Source organism: Micromonospora sp. SL4-19 (assembly GCF_047921475.1).
Classification (GTDB): Bacteria; Actinomycetota; Actinomycetes; order Mycobacteriales; family Micromonosporaceae; genus Micromonospora.
In genome coordinates this window covers 33031-47413 of record NZ_JBLROB010000015.1, presented here as the reverse complement: position 1 = coordinate 47413, position 14383 = coordinate 33031, and the positions used below count along the sequence as shown (strand labels likewise).

Genomic DNA, 14383 nt, shown 5'->3' with positions numbered 1-14383 from the left:
GCCGCCCCGCTACGACGTGGGACCGGGCAGCGGCTGGCGCGGCCAGTCCAACGCTCTCGCGCCGTACACGGCGGCCTGCAGGGTGAACCGGTCGCGCGGGTCGTTCGGGTCGTAGCCGCTGAGCGCCCTGATCCGGTCGAGCCGGTAGGTGACCGTGCGGACGGACACGTGCAACCGGCGGGCGGCCTCGGTGGCGACACCGCCGACGGCGAAGTACGCGTCGAGGGTGTCCAGCAACGGCTGGGCACCACCGCGGCTGTGGCGCAGCGGGCTGAGCGCCGCCTGGACGAGATCGACGATGGCCGGTTGGTCCCGCAGCAGGACGCGGTAGACGAGCAGGTCACGGGCGTCGATGACGGACGTGTCCGCGTTCAGGCGCTGCGCCGTCATCAGCGCCTCACGGGCCTCCTCGTAGGAGCGGGCGATGCCGTACAGGCCGGGGTGCGGGCGGCCGACCGCCACCTGCCACGGGCCGCCCCGCGGCAGGCGGTCGAGTTCGGAGTGCATCAGCCGCCCGAGTTCGTTGACCGACTCTCGCCCGGGCACAGCCCGGTCGGGCGCCACCGCGTCGGCGGGGGCGATCACCACGAGCAGCCCTTCCTTCGTGGCCACCAGCACGTCGCGGTCACCGAGGCGGTCGAAGATGACGCCTTCCAGGGCGCTGATCGCGGCGTCGGTGTCCGGAAGGCGCCGGCGTGGTGCGGCCAGCGCGACCTGATGCACGCGGGCCAGGTCCAGGCCGAACGGCTCGGCGCGCTCCACCAGGCCACCCAGGTCGGAGTCGCCGCGCAGCAGGTCGTCGACGAGTTCCCGGCGCAGCGTCTCCTCGCGCCGGACCAGCTCCCGGCGGGCCACGGCGTAGCCGTCGGCGAGGGTGGCCACCGCGCTGTCGACGACGTGCAGCACGGCCTCGGCCGCCGCGCGGACCACCTCGCTGTCGGTGGAGCTCGTCAACTGCGGCATCTGCTGCCACAGTCGCCGTGCCGCCGACAGGTACAGCCGGACCGCCCGGCCCGCCGACACGCCCTGCTCGGCGGCGCGCCGTCCCAGCACGCCCACGGCGTCGAGCTCGCCGCGGCGGGGCCGGCGCCCGGTCACCGCCGCCTCGGCGAGCAGCCACAGGTAGTCGCCGAGCAGGTCCACGGGGACCCCACCCGCGTCGGCGCTGGCGGCCCGGGCGATCGCCGCCAGGCACGCGTCCCGCGCCGGCCCGCCCGTGGGACCACGGCCGGAGCGCGCACCACCGGTCATCCGTCGGCTCCTTTGGAACATGGCCGGCGCTCACTGCCGATCCGGTCCCGGTCAGCCTATCGAGGCGGGCCCGGGCGGCGGTGCGACGCGAGCGGCGTCCGCGCGAAGGGCGGCCCGCCACCGGCGGCCCGCCTCGCTACCGATCGCGGCCCGGTGCCCCGGCCGGTCCGCGTGGTAGCGGACGACGTCGTTCAGGAACCACGGGTGGACCGGACCGAAGGGAAACTGGTCGAGCCGCCACCGCAGCCCGCGTCGCCGGAGCAGCTCCGGGCGGGCGTAGGCGAGCCGCAGCAGGGTGTCGCCCGGCTGCGGCCGGGGTGGGCGGCCCGGTGCCAGGGCCGCCCAGGGCACGACCACCGACCGGGTCACGGTCCACCAGGACAGGCCGTCAGGGTCAGTCGTACCCGTCAGGACCTACCCGTGATCCGGCCAGTGCGGGTCGTCCCAACGCGCGGGGCCGGTAAGTTCCAACAGCCGGACCCGGTGCAGCAGCTTCTCCGGGGCGCCGTGGGATCGCAGCCGCGCCGGCGCGTGACCGATCAGCCATCGAACCAGCTCGGCACACATCAGTTCGTCGTCATCCACGGTCTCCCATGTGCTCCACGGCAGCGAGTCCCGCAACAGGTCGTACTCCCACTCCGCGACGGCGTCGGTCAGCCGCCGGTCAGGCACCGGACCCGTCAGTTCCGCCCAGACGTCGAGCCAGCGGCCGAGCCTGCCGGACGCCTCCGCGAGCATTGGCAGCACCACGTGAGCCGGCACGACGGCATCCGGATCGGTCAGGGTGACGACCCACCACGCGTCCAGGAACTCCTGCACGGCCGCGGCCTGGTTGGCCGGCCACCGCTGCCAGCGGCCCCGGGCGAAGGCGCGTCCGGCACGGTCCATGCCGGCCAGTTCCTCGGCCAGACCGCTGACCAGGGCGGTGCCGAACTGGGGGAGGATCCGCCGCAGCACCGATGCGTGATCAGCCCAGTCGGGTGCCTGCCAGGTGCGGCGCAACAGGTCGGGATCCAGGTCCCCGCCGGGAGTCTTGAGCTGGGCCAGTTCCGCTGCGCTGCCCCAGTGGCACTCGCAGTTGTCCTCGTCCTGGGCGGCGGTCATGCCGTGAAACGTCGTGGCCAGGCCGTCGAGCGCGGCGTCCAGGCGGGACCGGGCAGGTTGGGGATCAGTCATGGGCGTACGCCCTCCGGGACTCCGGCGGCTCGCGGCAGCCGAAGATCGTCACCCTACTCGACCGCGGGAACCCTGGTCACCGCGGCACAGTGGATCGAGCCGCAGGTCCGCCAGCTCACGCCCATCAGCCTCACCACCGTCAGTTGGTGAAAATCATTCGGCCCGACTGATCCGGGTGCCACTTCTCGAGTAGCTGCCGGCTTGGGCAGTGGTGCGCGGCGGGGCAAGTATGTCGGTATACACACGAATTTAGCTGTTTTAAGGCTAACGTGGCGCCTGTCGGACTGAAGAAGGGGCCACAGTGACCAGCAAAGACATGTCCACGGCGGCAGACATGCGAAGGACAGCCTGATGCGCCGGTCTTCGGCGCTGCGCGCCACCGCCGTCCTGACAGTGGTCCTGGCGGTGCTGCTCAGCGGCGCCTACCTGATCGGCCGGCCCCTGCTGCGGCACGCGTCACCCGCCCATCCGCCGTCCGCGTCCGCATCCCCCGTGCCCAACGGTGTCCAGATGACCACCGGCTCGGCGCAGGTGGCGCTGACCTTCAACGACGGACCCGACCCGACGTGGACTCCGCTCGTCCTCAAGGCGCTGCGCCAGTACCACGTCAAGGCGACGTTCTGCCTCACGGGCAAGCACGCCGAGGCGTATCCGGAACTCGTGCGGGCCATCGTGGCCGACGGTCACACCTTGTGCAACCACACCTGGAACGAGGATCTCGGCCTCGGCAGCCAGTCACGTCAGGACATTGAGGGCAACCTGCTCCGTACCAGCCAGGCCATCCACGCCGCCGCACCGCGGGCCCCGATCAAGTACTTCCGGCAGCCGGGCGGGAACTGGACCCCACAACTTGTCGACGTCGCCGAGGACCTGGGGATGACCGGCCTGCACTGGGCGGTGGATCCCCGGGACTGGGAGGAACCGGCAGCGGACACCATCATCGCCATCGTCTCAAGGGACACCAGCGCTGGCTCCATCGTGCTTCTGCACGACGGCGGCGGCGACCGGCAGAACACCGTCACCGCCCTCGTGGCCCTCCTGCCCGACCTGCGCAGCCGCTTCCAGCTCGGGGCGTTGTCCGTCGACGCGCCTGGGACCGGCCAGACCAGGGCGCCATCACCGGTTCTGCAACAGGGCGGGCAACCGCAGGGTGCACCCCGCTGATGTACGACCCCCGGGGCGCGACGACGCTCAGGGCGCGGGGCGGGGCGGACGGGTCAGGATCGCCGAGGTGACCGGATCGGTGGTGGCCAGGTCGGGCCGCCGCACGCGGGGCAGTGGCACCTCGCCGTCCGCCGGCAGGGTGGCGTTGAGCATCACCGTTCTGGCCTGCTGGCCCGGCGACCGGAGCCGATCGAGCAGCAGCTTGCCAGCCGTCTGACCCAGCTCGTACGCGGGCTGGTGAATGACGGTGATCGCCGGAGTGAGCAGGCCGGTCCACGGCGCGTCGTCGAAGACCACCACCTCGACGTCCAGGCCGGGGGTGAGATGTCGATCGCGGAGCACGCGGAGCACGCCGACCGCCATCATGCTGTTGGCCACCAGGATGGCGTCGACCTCCGCCTTGACCAGCAGGGCGTCGGCGGCGAGGTGGCCGCCCTGCTCGTTGAAGTCGGCGTAGCGGATCAGGCTTTCGTCGATCGGCAGGCCGGCGTCCTGCAGCGCCTCCCGGTATCCGAGCACCCGTTCACTGGCGGTGAAGACGCGCTGCGGCCCGGTGATGCAGGCGATCCGGCGATGGCCGTGCGCGATCATGCGGTCGACCGCCGTCCGGGCCGCCCGACGTGAGTCGATCAGGACCGTGTCCACTGCCAGGTCCTGCCGCAACGGCCGGTCCATGGTGATCACCGGCAGGCCGCGGGACAGCAGCCGGTCGATCCGACTGGTCGGCGACGTCGGCGTGATCAGCACACCCGAGACGCGGTACTGCGCGGCGATGCTGAGATAGCCCTCCTCCTTCTCCGGATTCTCGTCGGTGTTGCACAGCAACAGCGAGTATCCCGCCGACTGCGCCACGTCCTCCACGCCGCGGGTGACCTGCGTGAGGAACGGGTTCTCGATGTCCGCGATGATCAGCGCCCAGGTGGCCGAGGTCTGCTGGCGCAACGACCGGGCCAGGGAATTCGGCACGTAGCCGAGTTCCTGGGCGGCGCGGCGGACGCGGTCGGCGGTGTCCGGTCGCACGGCGGTGTCGGAGGCGAAGACGCGCGACACCGTCGCGGTGGACACTTCGGCGAGCCGGGCCACGTCACGAATGGTGGTCAAGGTAAGCCCTTCGCGGTGGCGTTCCGGGGGTGGGGTGGACACAGGCTACCCGTAGGGCGGGCGGCGGTCGATGAGCCACGGCGGGAATGTAATCGATTACAGATGAAGCAGGCAAGAGGTCCGCGAATCGGGCGTCGAAGATTGCCGGGCTGTGAAGCTGGTGTTGCGGCTGGCCGCAAAACACGAGCACAAGAGGGGGTTGTGCCTGTGGCATGGCTCATGTAATCGTCTACATCCACGGGCCGCCCCCGGCCCCGTCCCGTGGAAGGACCTGACAGTGAAGCGGCAAAGGAAACTTGGCGCCGTTGCTGCGGCGACAGCACTCACCCTCGGGCTCGCCGCATGCGCCGGCGGTGCGAGTGACAACGCGTCCACCAGCGGCGGGTCGAAATCCCTGACCTTCCGGTCGTGGAGCCCCATCGACCAGACCACCCAGCAGATGATCGCGGCGTTCAAGCAGGCGAATCCGGGCGCGCAGATCGACGCGACCATCTTCAACTACCCCGAGTACCTGGTCGACCTGCAGACCCGGGCCGCGTCCAACACGATGCCCGACATCGTCGGGCTCCAGCCCGGCGCACTCACCCAGCAGTACCGGGCCAACCTCATGCCGTTGCAGGACTGCGCCGAGAAGACGTGGGGCGCCGACTGGCAGAAGAAGTTCTATCCGATCGGCATCGACCAGGCCCGGATGGGCAACCCGGCGGGCGACGAGAACTTCTACACGCTGCCGCTGCTCGTGCAGACCGTGAACCTCTGGGCCAACACCAAGATCTTCGACGAGAAGCACGCCCAGATCCCGCAGACGTGGGACCAGCTCAAGGCGACGGTCGGCCAGCTCAAGGGCGGGGACTACGCACCGTTCATGCTGCCTGCCAAGGACAGTTGGCTGCGCAACGTCGTCTTCCTGCAGATCGCCAACAACATCGAGCCGGGCCTGGTCTACAAGGCGGAGGACGGCTCCGACTCGTGGACCAACCCCAAGATCGTCGAGGCGTTCGACTACTGGGGCAAGCTCTTCACCGAGGGCATCGCCCAGAAGGGCGCGATCGGCCTGGACGCCTACCCGACCGGGGCGAACCAGTTCGAGGCGGGCAACGCGGCGATGATCCCGCTCGGCGCGTGGTGGATCCAGCAGTCCGACCCGACCAAGACCGGGCTGCCGCCGCTGTCCGAGGGCATGTCCGGCTACCAGCCGTTCCTGTTCCCGACCATCCCGGGCGGCGCCGCCCAGTCGCAGCTCGTCGGTGGCATCGACGTGTCGCTCGGCATCTCCAAGAACACCAAGAACCCCGACCTGGCGTGCAAGGTGCTCACCGACTGGATCGCTGGCGCGGGCGCCCAGAAATTGATCAACACGTTCAACGACCTGCCTGCGGTGACCGGTGTGAACCCGGAGAAGTTCACCAGCGACAAGCAGAAGCAGATCTGGACGACCCTGACCTCGGACTGGATGCCGCAGGTGAAGTACTCCCGCTACCTGAAGACCCCGCAGATGGACACCGCGCTCGGGGACGCGCTGTCCGGCATCGCCACCGGCGAGCTGACGCCCCAGGCGGCCGCCGCGAAGGTGCAGGCGGAACAGCAGAAGGTCAACGGCTGAGCGGCCCACGCCGCCCGAACCCGGCGGATGAGGGTGTGCGGCCCACACCCTCATCCGGCCACGGAGCTGACCAATGAGTGACCACACCGTTCACAAGCGCACCGCTCCGCGGGAGTGGCTTACCGGAAGCCTCTTCCTGCTGCCGGCCATCGTGTTGTTCGGGATCTTCGTCGTCTACCCGATCGTCTACAACTTCCAGGCCAGCACCCTCGACTGGGACGGGGTGAACCCGGGGAGTTTCGTCGGCCTCGGCAACTACACCCGGCTCTTCGAGGACCCGATCTTCCTGACCACGCTGAAGAACTCCGGCTGGTGGATCCTGCTCACGATCATCCCGCAGGCCCTCATCGGATTCTTCCTGGCCATGCTGCTCAACGAGAAGCTGCGCGGCCGGGCGATCTACCGGGCGATCTTCTTCATCCCCGCCGTGCTCTCGCCGGTCGTGGTGGGCATCGTCTGGCAGCGCATCTTCGACCCGTTCAACGGCGTCGTCGCGAAGCTGGGCCGGGCCACCGGGCTCGACTTCCTGGCGCACGGCTACCTGGCCGACCCGAAAACCGCCATCTTCGCGTCGATCATCGTCAACGTGTGGATGTGGACCGGCTTCTCGATGCTGTTCTACCTGGCCGGTCTGCAACTCATCGACAGCAGCGTGCTGGCCGCCGCCAAGATCGACGGTGCCGGCACCTGGCGCACGATCCGCAGCATCATCTGGCCGCTGCTACGACAGACCCACCTGTCCCTGCTGCTGCTCGGCATCATCGGCTCGTTGAAGACCTTCGAACTCGTCTACGTCCTCACCGAGGGCGGACCCAACCACGCCTCCGAGATGCTCCCCACCTACACCTTCAAGCAGGCGTTCCAGCTGCAGAGCGTCGGATACGCCTCGACGATCAGCGCGGTACTGCTGCTGATCGCGGTGATCAGCTCGCTGTCGATGGTGCGGGCGTTCGGATCGGGCTTCCTCACCGGAGACGAGAAATGACCGCTGACCCGCGTATCAAGGCCAACTCCGCGACTCCCGTCGACAAGGCGAGGCCCGACTCCGCACCGGTGCGTCCGCACCGCCGTCGCCGTCCGCACTGGGCGCACGTGGTCCTCGCCCCGCTGGCGGTGCTCTGGCTGATCCCGATCGTCATGGTGGTCGGCCTGTCGCTGCTGCCCACATCGAACCCGGGCACCACCGCCCTCGGGCTGTTCCCGCAGGAGCCGTCGCTGGGCAACTACGTGGAGATCTGGACGAACAATCCGATCCTGCGGAACGTGGTGAACAGCCTGCTGATCACCGTCCCGTCGGTGCTGCTGGTCATCCTGTTCGGCTCGATGACCGCGTTCGCCCTGGCCCGGCTGCGCGTACCGCTCAAGGCCGTGATCTTCGGGGCGCTCACCCTGGCGCTGATCCTGCCGATGTCCAGCATCGTGGTGGCCACCTTCAAGATCCTCCAGGCCATGGGCCTGTACAACAACCTGGCCGGCCTCGTGCTCGTCTACACCGCGCTGGGCCTGCCGTTCGCGGTCATCATCATCCGCACGTCGTTCCTCGCGGTGCCCTATGAGCTGTACGAGGCAGCCCTGCTGGACGGGGCCAGCAAGTTCTCCGTCTACTGGAAGATCTACCTGCCGCTGAGCCGGCCCGCCCTGGCCGTCGTGGCGATCTGGCAGTCCATGTCGTCCTGGAACGACTTTCTACTGCCGCTGGTCACCCTCGAGGACAACAAGCTCAAGCCACTGACCCTGATCCCGCTGGCCTACCGTGGCACCTTCCTCAGCCAGCCGGGCGCGCTGTTCGCGATCCTGGTGCTCATCTCGATCCCGATCGTGGTGGTCTTCCTGCTGGTACAGCGCCACCTGGTCAACGGCCTGTCCGGGGCGATCAAATGAGCCTCCTCGGTGTCGACCTGGGCACCAGCGGCGTACGGGTGGTGGCGGTCTCGGCGGCCGGCGTCGAGATCGCCGGGGCGGCCCGCACGACCACCCTGCACCGGCCGGCGCCCGGCATCGTGGAGACCGACGCCGACGAGGTGCTGGCCGCAGCCATCGCGCTGCTCGCCGAGGTCGCCGCCCACGACGCGGTGGCTGCCGACCCGCCGGAGGCCATCTCGTTCAGCGTGCAGGGCGAGGCGGTCCTGCCCGTCGACGCCGAGGGCAACGCTCTCGCCCCGGCCCCGGTGAGCATGGATCGGCGGGGTGCGGATCTGGCCGACCGGGTGGCCGCGGAGCTGGGCGCCGGCGAGGTGCAGCGGATCACCGGACAGCCGCCGCACCCGATGTTCTCCGTCTACAAGATTCCCGGCTGGACCGGTCCGGACGTGCGCGGCTATCGCTGCCTGGGCGACTACGTCGCCGCCCGGCTCGGCGCGCGGCCGGCCCTGGACACCAGCATGGCGGCCCGTACCGGCGGCTTCGACGTCGACCGAGGCGTCTGGTCGGCCGAGCTGCTCGCCGCCACGGGCGTCCCGGCCGCCCTGCTGCCCGAGGTGGTCCCACCGGGCACCACGGTCGGCAAGCTCAGCGCCGAGGCGGCCCGCGCCACGGGGCTGCCGGCCGGGTTGCCGCTCGTGGTCGGATCGCACGACCAGGCGTCGTCGTTCCTCGGCGGCGGTGGCCGGTTCGGCTCGGCGGCCGTCTTCTCCTTCGGCTCCAGCGACTGCCTGACCGTGGGATCGCCCGCACGTCCCACCGGGCTCGTCGGCACCGGCCTGGCCTCGTACCCGATGGGCGAGGGCCGCTGGCTCACCCTGGCGGGCACCGCCGCGGGCGGTTGGGCGCTGGACTGGTTCGCCACGCTGGCCGGCGTCGCCGGGCCGGCCGAGCGCGACGCCCTCTTCGAGTCGGCGTCGTCCGAGCCGCCGCAGGTGCTGGTGCTGCCGTACTTCGCCGGATCCGGGACGCTCGACAACGACCCGCGGGCCCGTGGCGCGGTCGTCGGGCTCACCCTCGAGACCACCCGGGAGCAGCTGGCCCGCGCCTTCCTCGAGTCGTCCGCGTTCGAGTTGCGCAAGATCGTCGACGCGCTCACGGAGCGGGGCGTCACGATCGAGGCCGTGCATGCCGTCGGCGGCGGCGCCCGCAGCGCCCGGGCGCTGGCCATCCGCGCATCCGCCGCCGGCCGGGCGCTGACCCCGGTGCCCGGGCACGCGGCCGCCCGCGGTGCGGCCCTGCAGGCCGGCGCCGGCATCGGACGCTATCCGTCGCTCGCTGAGCTGCCCGCACCGGCCTGCCTGCCGGTGGCACACGCCGACCCCGACACGGCGCAGTGGTACGCCACGCAGTCGCGCCGGTTCCGTGACCTCTATCCGACCCTCATTCCGCACGACCGTAGTTTTTCCGATCCGAAGGAGACCCGGTGACCGAGTTCGACCTGCAGCAGACCAAGCAGGACGTGCTGGACTACTGCCTGCTGTCCATGCGCTACGGCCTCAACTTCAACACCCAGGGAAACATCAGTGTCCGGCTGCCCGGCACGGACCGCTTCCTGATCACTCCGACCGACCTTGAGTACGACCGGATGACGGCCGACGACATGGTGGTGGTGGACGCCGACGCCAACGTCGTCGAGGGGCCGCACCAGCCGTCCTCCGAGGTGACCGTGCACCTGGCGGTCTACCGCCGGCGGCCGGACGTGAACGCGATCGTGCACACCGAGCCGATCTTCGCCAACGTCTTCGGGGTGGCCGGCCAGCCGATCACGGGCGCCCTGGTCAACATGGTCATCTACACCAAGGGCGATGTCCCGATCATGCCGTTCGCCCTCAGCAACCGCACCGAGTTCGGCGACGCGATGTGTGACGTGATGGGGGACCTGAACGCCGTGGTCTGGGCCAACCACGGGCTGCTCACCGTGGGCGAGAACCTGCGGGACGCGTTCAAGACCACCGTCGCGGTGGAGAGCGCCGCCAAGGTGCTGGTGCACGCCCGGGCGTTGACCGACAAGCCGATCGTCCTGGACTACAACTCGCTCGGCATCACCACGTCGCTCTGAGGAAGGGCACTCCCATGCCACTGGTCACTCTCCGGCAGGCGCTGGACGAGGCGCGGCGCGGCGGGTACGCCCTCGGCGCGTTCAACGTCAGCGACGTGCTGCAGGCCGAGGCGGTCCTCGACGCCGCCGCCGAGACCTCGTCCCCGGTCATCCTCGCCTCGCTGGCCGGCGTCACGGCCCACGGCAGCGACGAGCGGTTCTGGTCGGCGCTGCATCACCTGATCGACGGCTACCCGCGGCTGCCCGTGGTGCTGCACCTGGACCACGGCCCCGACCCGGCCACCTGCCGGCGAGCGATGGACAACGGCTTCACCAGCGTCATGATCGACGGCAGCCTCCGCGCCGACGGCACTCCGTCCTCCTTCACGGAGAACCTCGCGGTGACCACCGAGGTGGTGGCGGAGGCCCACCGTCGCGGGGTCTCGGTCGAGGGCGAGTTGGGCACGATCGGCGGCTCCAAGACCGACGGAACCCGCGCGCCGATCGTGCTCGCCGACCCCGACCAGGCCAGGGAATTCGTCGCGGCCACCGGCGTGGACGCCCTCGCCGTGGCGATCGGCACCTCGCACGGCGCCTACAAGTTCGACGCACCCCCGGACGGCTCCGTGCTGCAGATGACGCTGATCGAGAAGATCAGCGGCCTGGTGCCACGGACCCACCTGGTCATGCACGGCTCGTCGTCGCTGCCGGCTCAGTTGCGGGAGCAGAACAACCGGTACGGTGCCGGCCTGCCCGAGTCGTGGGGCGTGCCGGACACGGAGAAGGTCCGGTCCATCACCATGGGCGTTCGCAAGATCAACCAGGGCATGGACTCGCACCTGGCCTTCACCGGGGCGGTGCGGCAGGCGCTGGGCACCGACCGGCTGAACGTCGATCCGGCGTACTACCTGCGCTCCGGCCGCGAGGCGATGCAGCGGATGGTCGCCGAGCGCATGCGGATCTTCGGGCAGGCCGGTCATGCCGACGACTACCAGTCCGTACCCCTCGCCGAGATGGCCCGTCGCTACACCTTGGAGACATCATGATCGAGCACGCGTATCTCGTCGCCAACGGCGACCAGCGGCTGTCCGCGAACCAGCTGTGCTGGCCCGCCCAGCAGCGGTTCGAGGCCCTTGTCACGGAGGCGTTCCGGAGGCGGGGCGTCACCCTGGAGCGGGCCCACCCGGCGGACACGCCGGAGGGGCACGGCTTCATCTCCAGCCAGGCGCAGGGCCTCGCGGTGCTCGGCGCGTTGCCGCCCGATGCCCCGGTGGTCATGGCCGAAGGCGTGTGGATGTTCTCCCAGCAGGTCCTCGGTGGGCTGCTGCGGCACCGCGGCCCGATCCTCACCGTGGCCAACTGGGAAGGAGAGTGGCCCGGCCTCGTCGGCCTGCTCAACCTCAACGCCTCGCTGGCCAAGGCCGGGCGGCCGTTCGAGACCCTGTGGAGCCGCACCTTCACCGACGACTGGTTCAACGCGCGCCTCGACGAGTGGCTGGCCGACGGCAAGATCCAGCACGACCTCGGCCACGTCACGCGGTTCGACGCGTCCACCGTGGACGGGCGGGCCCGTCAGGTCGCCGACGACGTGATCGGCCGGCTGCGCCGGGAGGGCGCCATCCTCGGCGTCTTCGACGAGGGCTGCATGGGCATGTACAACGCGATCATTCCCGACGAACTGCTCTTCCCGCTCAACGTCTTCAAGGAGCGACTGTCCCAGTCGGCCCTGTACGCCGAGACCATGCGGGCGAGCGAGGACGAGGCAGTGGCCGCCCTGCGGTGGCTGACCGACCGGGGCATGACCTTCCACTTCGGCACCGACGAGGCCACCGAACTCACCCGCGAGCAGGTCCTGCTGCAGTTGCGGATGTACGCCGCCGCGGCCCGGATCGCGGACCGGTTCCGGTGCGACATCATCGGCATCCAGTACCAGCTCGGTCTCGCCGACGTACTGCCCGCTTCCGACCTGGCTGAGGGCCTGCTGAACAACGCCGACCGTCCGCCGGTCACCGACGACAGCGGTGCGGTCATCCGCGACGGCGCCCCGATCACCCACTTCAACGAGGTCGATGAGTGCGCCGGCCTGGACGCCCTGCTCACCACCCGGCTGGCCGGCGCGCTCGGGCAGCCGGTGGAGACCACCCTGCACGACGTGCGGTGGGGCGACCACGACGCAAGCGGCACGGTGGACGACTTCGTCTGGGTCTTCGAGATCTCCGGCGCGGTGCCGCCCGAGCACCACATCGGCGGGTATGCCGGCACGGACTCGATGCGCCAGCCACCGCTCTACTTCCGGCTCGGCGGCGGCACCGTGCGGGGCGTGGCCAAGCCCGGCGAGCTGGTCTGGTCGCGGATCTTCGTCGAGGGCGGCGAGCTGCACATGGACCTCGGCCGGGCCACCGTGGTGGAGCTGCCCGCGGCGGAGACCGAACGGCGATGGGCCGCGACCACCCGGGAGTGGCCGATCATGCACGCCGTGCTGCACGGCGTCACCCGGGACCAGTTCATGGCCCGGCACCGGTCGAACCACATCCAGGTCAGCTACGCCACGGACGCGGCCGGAGCCGACGAACTGCTCGCCGCGAAGGCGCTGACCGCGCACCAGCTGGGCATGCGGGTCAACCTCTGCGGCAGCCGATCCGACAACGCCCCGCTGCTCTGATGGACGTCTTCCTCGGCGTCGACGTCGGCACCGCGAGCACCAAGGGCGTCGCCGTCACCGCGGACGGCCGGGTCGTGGCCCGCGCGCAGGTCGCGCACGGCCTGAGCAGCCCTCGACCCGGCTGGTACGAGCATGATCCGGAGTCGGTCTGGTGGGACGACTTCCGGCGGGTGATCGCCGAGCTGACCGCCGATCCCGGTATCCGCCCGGCCGGTCTCGGCGTCAGCGGCATCGGGCCGTGCATGCTGCCCGCCGACGACGCCGGCAGGCCGCTGCGGCCCGCCGTCCTCTACGGCATCGACACCCGGGCCGAGGAGGAGATCGGCCTGCTCACCGACCGGTGGGGCGCGGCGGAGATCGTGCGGCGTGGGTCGATCCTCACCTCCCAGGCGATCGGGCCCAAGCTCTACTGGCTCGCCCGGCGCGAGCCGGACGTCTTCGCCCGGACCCGAATGATGTTCATGGCGAGCTCCTTCCTCGTGCACCGGCTCACCGGCGAATATCTGCTCGACCACCACTCGGCGAGCCAGGTGAGCCCGCTGTACGACCAGCGGGCCGGCGACTGGGACGCCGCCTGGTGGGACGAGATCGCTCCACACGTACGGCGTCCTCCGCTGCGCTGGGCGAACGAGGTGGCCGGCCGGGTCACCGCCGAGGCCGCCCGGCAGACCGGCCTGCCGGCCGGTCTGCCGGTGACCGCCGGCACGATCGACGCCTGGGCCGAGGCGGAGAGCGTCGCGGTCCGCGCGCCCGGCGATCTGATGCTGATGTACGGCAGCACCATGTTCCTGGTCGCGATGACCGACCGGCCGCTGACCAGCAGCCGGCTGTGGCCCACCGTCGGCCTGCGTCCGGGGGTGAACTGCCTGGCCGCCGGGATGGCCACTGCGGGATCGGTCACCGGCTGGCTGGCCGACCTGACCGGCGCGGACTACACCACCCTGACGAAGGAGGCGGCCGCGGTCGCGCCCGGCAGCGAGGGCCTCCTGATGCTGCCCTATCTGGCCGGGGAGCGTACGCCGATCTTCGACCCTCGGGCACGGGGCGTGGTGGCGGGACTGGCCCTCGGCCACGGCCGAGGCCACCTGTACCGGGCGGCCCTGGAGGGGGTCGCCTACGGTGTGCGGCACAACATCGCGGCGATGCGCGAGGCCGGGGCGGCGCCGGCGCGGGTCGTCCCGGTCGGCGGCGGGACCACGGGCGACCTGTGGACGCAGATCGTCAGCGACGTGACCGGCCTGGTGCAGGAGCTACCTCGGGAGACGACCGGGGCGGCGTACGGCGACGCGATGCTGGCCGCAGCCGCGACCGGGGCGGCATCAGACACCGCGGCATGGAACCCGCTGATGCGTTCGATCGAGCCGGACCCCCGGCACCGTGACCGGTACGACGCGCTCTTCGCCGACTACCTGGCGCTGTACGAGACCACCACCCCGATCGTGCATCGACTCGCCGGGCCGTGACA

The 14383-nt window shown here is 70.6% G+C and carries 13 protein-coding genes; 9 read left to right on the top strand and 4 right to left on the bottom strand.

Going from position 1 to position 14383, the window contains the following annotated elements; genetic code table 11:
• Window positions 1-9 precede the first annotated feature (9 nt).
• The 3 genes from ACNAVT_RS19040 to ACNAVT_RS19030 are packed head-to-tail and all read right to left on the bottom strand — an operon-like array spanning window position 10 to window position 2427.
• Window positions 10-1251 (bottom strand): PucR family transcriptional regulator, encoded by a 1242-nt coding sequence (locus ACNAVT_RS19040; RefSeq protein ID WP_416298036.1) that lies wholly within the window; start codon window positions 1249-1251, stop codon window positions 10-12.
• Between the two features lie 51 nt (window positions 1252-1302).
• The gene (locus tag ACNAVT_RS19035; protein WP_416298034.1) at window positions 1303-1620 is read right to left on the bottom strand and encodes a hypothetical protein; all 318 of its coding nucleotides are present in this window, start codon (window positions 1618-1620) and stop codon (window positions 1303-1305) included.
• Window positions 1621-1665: 45 nt separating this feature from the next.
• Window positions 1666-2427 carry a hypothetical protein gene (locus ACNAVT_RS19030; protein ID WP_416298032.1) on the bottom strand — a complete coding sequence of 254 codons (762 nt, stop codon included), beginning with the start codon at window positions 2425-2427 and terminating at the stop codon, window positions 1666-1668.
• Window positions 2428-2778: 351 nt separating this feature from the next.
• On the opposite strand from ACNAVT_RS19030, the gene ACNAVT_RS19025 reads away from it, so the two are divergent.
• Complete coding sequence (locus ACNAVT_RS19025; protein WP_416298030.1) at window positions 2779-3591, top strand: polysaccharide deacetylase family protein; 813 nt, start codon at window positions 2779-2781, stop codon at window positions 3589-3591.
• 27 nt (window positions 3592-3618) lie between these two features.
• Here the strand turns inward: ACNAVT_RS19025 and ACNAVT_RS19020 are convergent, their stop codons facing one another.
• Window positions 3619-4692: a LacI family DNA-binding transcriptional regulator gene (locus tag ACNAVT_RS19020; RefSeq protein WP_416298028.1), complete on the bottom strand. Its 1074-nt coding sequence runs from the start codon at window positions 4690-4692 to the stop codon at window positions 3619-3621.
• 277 nt (window positions 4693-4969) lie between these two features.
• On the opposite strand from ACNAVT_RS19020, the gene ACNAVT_RS19015 reads away from it, so the two are divergent.
• The 8 genes from ACNAVT_RS19015 to ACNAVT_RS18980 all read left to right on the top strand — a co-directional run bounded on the left by ACNAVT_RS19015 (window position 4970) and on the right by ACNAVT_RS18980 (window position 14381).
• Entirely contained in the window at window positions 4970-6295 is a 1326-nt protein-coding gene (locus ACNAVT_RS19015; RefSeq protein ID WP_416298026.1) for an ABC transporter substrate-binding protein, read from the top strand.
• A gap of 73 nt (window positions 6296-6368) precedes the next feature.
• Complete coding sequence (locus ACNAVT_RS19010; protein WP_416298024.1) at window positions 6369-7280, top strand: carbohydrate ABC transporter permease; 912 nt, start codon at window positions 6369-6371, stop codon at window positions 7278-7280.
• Complete coding sequence (locus tag ACNAVT_RS19005) at window positions 7277-8176, top strand: carbohydrate ABC transporter permease (protein WP_416298022.1); 900 nt, start codon at window positions 7277-7279, stop codon at window positions 8174-8176. Before ACNAVT_RS19010 ends, ACNAVT_RS19005 begins: the two co-directional genes overlap by 4 nt.
• Window positions 8173-9645 carry an FGGY-family carbohydrate kinase gene (locus tag ACNAVT_RS19000; RefSeq protein WP_416298020.1) on the top strand — a complete coding sequence of 491 codons (1473 nt, stop codon included), beginning with the start codon at window positions 8173-8175 and terminating at the stop codon, window positions 9643-9645. The genes ACNAVT_RS19005 and ACNAVT_RS19000 overlap by 4 nt, the downstream gene beginning before the upstream one ends.
• Complete coding sequence (locus ACNAVT_RS18995; RefSeq protein WP_416298019.1) at window positions 9642-10277, top strand: class II aldolase/adducin family protein; 636 nt, start codon at window positions 9642-9644, stop codon at window positions 10275-10277. The genes ACNAVT_RS19000 and ACNAVT_RS18995 overlap by 4 nt, the downstream gene beginning before the upstream one ends.
• 14 nt (window positions 10278-10291) lie before the next feature.
• Complete coding sequence (locus tag ACNAVT_RS18990) at window positions 10292-11302, top strand: ketose-bisphosphate aldolase (RefSeq protein WP_416298017.1); 1011 nt, start codon at window positions 10292-10294, stop codon at window positions 11300-11302.
• Window positions 11299-12918, top strand: a complete 1620-nt coding sequence (locus ACNAVT_RS18985; protein WP_416298015.1) for a fucose isomerase — start codon at window positions 11299-11301, stop codon at window positions 12916-12918. The genes ACNAVT_RS18990 and ACNAVT_RS18985 overlap by 4 nt, the downstream gene beginning before the upstream one ends.
• Window positions 12918-14381, top strand: coding sequence for an FGGY-family carbohydrate kinase (locus ACNAVT_RS18980; RefSeq protein ID WP_416298013.1), 1464 nt, complete (start codon window positions 12918-12920; stop codon window positions 14379-14381). The genes ACNAVT_RS18985 and ACNAVT_RS18980 overlap by 1 nt, the downstream gene beginning before the upstream one ends.
• Window positions 14382-14383: the final 2 nt, after the last annotated feature.

What these genes read in the sequence shown, in the direction of transcription:
- ACNAVT_RS19000 (WP_416298020.1), top strand. Translation starts at nt 8,173, where the DNA reads ATGAGCCTCCTCGGTGTCGACCTGGGCACCAGCGGCGTACGGGTGGTG.
- ACNAVT_RS19010 (WP_416298024.1), top strand. Translation starts at nt 6,369, where the DNA reads ATGAGTGACCACACCGTTCACAAGCGCACCGCTCCGCGGGAGTGGCTT.
- ACNAVT_RS19025 (WP_416298030.1), top strand. Translation starts at nt 2,779, where the DNA reads ATGCGCCGGTCTTCGGCGCTGCGCGCCACCGCCGTCCTGACAGTGGTC.
- ACNAVT_RS18980 (WP_416298013.1), top strand. Translation starts at nt 12,918, where the DNA reads ATGGACGTCTTCCTCGGCGTCGACGTCGGCACCGCGAGCACCAAGGGC.
- ACNAVT_RS18985 (WP_416298015.1), top strand. Translation starts at nt 11,299, where the DNA reads ATGATCGAGCACGCGTATCTCGTCGCCAACGGCGACCAGCGGCTGTCC.
- ACNAVT_RS19030 (WP_416298032.1), bottom strand. Translation starts at nt 2,427, where the DNA reads ATGACTGATCCCCAACCTGCCCGGTCCCGCCTGGACGCCGCGCTCGAC.
- ACNAVT_RS19005 (WP_416298022.1), top strand. Translation starts at nt 7,277, where the DNA reads ATGACCGCTGACCCGCGTATCAAGGCCAACTCCGCGACTCCCGTCGAC.
- ACNAVT_RS19040 (WP_416298036.1), bottom strand. Translation starts at nt 1,251, where the DNA reads ATGACCGGTGGTGCGCGCTCCGGCCGTGGTCCCACGGGCGGGCCGGCG.
- ACNAVT_RS18990 (WP_416298017.1), top strand. Translation starts at nt 10,292, where the DNA reads ATGCCACTGGTCACTCTCCGGCAGGCGCTGGACGAGGCGCGGCGCGGC.